The 2317-nt window shown below is 43.8% G+C and carries 2 protein-coding genes; both read right to left on the bottom strand.

Going from position 1 to position 2317, the window contains the following annotated elements:
* Positions 1 to 54 precede the first annotated feature (54 nt).
* A complete protein-coding gene (locus tag AB4507_RS22880) occupies positions 55 to 588 on the bottom strand; it encodes an isochorismatase family cysteine hydrolase (RefSeq protein WP_372183486.1) in 534 nt (177 codons plus the stop codon).
* 46 nt (positions 589 to 634) lie between these two features.
* Positions 635 to 2032 (bottom strand): FUSC family protein, encoded by a 1398-nt coding sequence (locus AB4507_RS22875; RefSeq protein WP_372074740.1) that lies wholly within the window; start codon positions 2030 to 2032, stop codon positions 635 to 637.
* Positions 2033 to 2317: the final 285 nt, after the last annotated feature.

The raw sequence follows: 2317 nt of genomic DNA, 5'->3' as shown, positions 1-2317 counted from the left end.
TCCTCCTACTCGATTTTAATGAAAATACGGTCAACGTATTTTAGGACGAGACAGTTATAGCAAGTCTTGAGCTTTTGCTAAAACACTGAGTTTTGGGAATATATTTTGGCAGCTGTGCTGGTGGTTCATCGGGTTCATATCTGCAATCGCATCTTCGACAATCACCACGTTATAACCCAGTTCAAATGCTTGTCTAGCCGTTGATTCGACCCCAATACTTGTTGCTACCCCGGTCAGATAAATATCCGTAATACCTTGCACACAAAGCTGCTTCTGCAAATCTGTGTTGGTAAATGCACCCCAGGAATATTTGGTTAGATAGCGATAATTAGGGTTTAGGCGCAGGCTTTCGATGACCTCTCCCCATACGATCTTTGATGCGTCAGGCTGAGCCGCTTTATTTTGCAGTTCCGTTCGGCCTTGTGGACGACCGGCTACATTAACAATAATTACGGGTAAATCAGCATCATCAAATGCATCGCAGAGAGCAAGGCTGTTCTCTATGATCGGTCGGGACACGGTTTCCGGTAATTGATCAACGATACCTTGTTGCAGGTCGATAACGACAAGCGCAGAGCATTTACTCATTTTCATTACTTTATGCCTTAGTGGTCTTTGTGTGAGGTTATAGTGGTTAACTTTTACGGTGTATTAAGCGGGTGTAAAAGCGGATGAAAGCCAGTGCAACCATCATATAAATGAGTAGGTTCAAAGGGGTAGTGACGTCATAAACAGGCACAAGTTGCGTTGCGCTCATGGTAATCATTACTAATAGGTTGCCCCCGAGAACTCGATAGACCATCCACTGATTACCAGCGAACAGGCGATACACCGTAAAGACATTAACAAAGTAAAATGCCATTAATTGCCATACTTCGGTCATCGAAGGTAACAGCAGAACATACTGAATGAGGAACAGTGACCCAAAGGCTAAGTAGCCAATGGTCCAGTGCTTTATCATTTGCCTAGGCATGTTGCTTAATATCAAGGCGCAAATGGCACTGTTAATGATGAACAGACTTCCCGATGATATTGGTAGATATATCCAGACTAGAATTGCTGAGATGAAGCTCATTGTGCCGACTAACGTATTGCTTAATCGTTGCTGGCTGTTGTCAAGTAATCGGGCAAATAAGCGCTTTTTCTTAAAGTTACCCTGGTAGAATTGTTTGACTGTCTCTGGAAAAGGGGGCTTGTAATCGACATTAACCGATGATGCTTCAATAAAAGCCATAGCCTGGTTAAGTATCGAAAAATCATTGTGATCAACCCCTTGATCATGGGCGTTTTGCAGTAACTGTTTGGCAACCCAGATTGCTTGAGTTTGCTGTTGATGCTTCCACTGCTTTCTGGCAGGCATACGGCCATGCAAATCGGGCAGGCGCATCAGATCGTTCAGCGCTTTGAAGGTCGGGCTTTCAATATTTAACTCGCAGCTCGTGTGTAACTGGAAACGCTGCGCTGAGTCATTGTAAGCGAGTGAATGAATGAGGGTAGACATCGCCTCTAAAACAACACTGACTTCGTTGTTAAAGCGTGTGTCATCATCCTCAGGCCAAACCACGCTATAGATGGTCGTATAGACCACGAAGCCAAGCAGGGTTTCTTGCAGCCTTAGTACCGCAATATTAAATGTAGCTACACCATCAAAGCTGCCAGATATCGCCAGCAGGATGCAGACAATAAATGCCGTAATGTAAGCATAGCCGATGACCGGATCGGAACCCATGTATATACAAATTGCGAGTAACAGTGCGATGTTTGCTAAAAAATAATATCGATCTTGCCCAAAAACAGCGATTAACCAAAGCCCGACAAACGCGCCACAAAGCGTCCCCAACAATCTGAGAATGCCTTTTTTCTTGCCAGCAGTAATAGTATCAGTGATGGCCAATATATTGACCACGATAGCCGCCCAGTAAGGCTTCTCAAGGTTAAAATACAACGCAAGGTAGATAGCTAAACAAAATGCTAGGGCAACCTTTATGGCATTCTTGGCTGGAGTGCTCAGTGACTTTATAATGAGTAGCATAGTGGGGTTTAGCGGCAGAGGGATCGAATACGAGGATATTGCCTGATCTTTTGGTCAGCCTAAACTCTAGTTTGAAGGCCTTGATCCATCAAATATAGTAACTCTATTGCATCGTTTAACATTCAGGGGAAGGGGGGCGATCAGTCACTCTACTTATACGATATTGTTCGATGCTGATAATGATCGATAGATCTTCTAATAGTTAATAGCGATAGAACATCAGGTTTATCGTTCTTCTAAGCTGGCTAGTTGTTCCGATTATTTTAGGCTCATCGCGGCTTTCCG

It is taken from the genome of Vibrio sp. 10N.222.54.A3, from assembly GCF_041474095.1.
Lineage (GTDB): Bacteria > Pseudomonadota > Gammaproteobacteria > Enterobacterales > Vibrionaceae > Vibrio > Vibrio crassostreae_C.
This window is presented reverse-complemented; position numbering and strand designations above follow the sequence as displayed.

Excerpts from the sequence above, each read along its gene's own strand:
- AB4507_RS22880 (WP_372183486.1), bottom strand. The coding sequence starts at position 588 with ATGAGTAAATGCTCTGCGCTTGTCGTTATCGACCTGCAACAAGGTATC.
- AB4507_RS22875 (WP_372074740.1), bottom strand. The coding sequence starts at position 2,032 with ATGCTACTCATTATAAAGTCACTGAGCACTCCAGCCAAGAATGCCATA.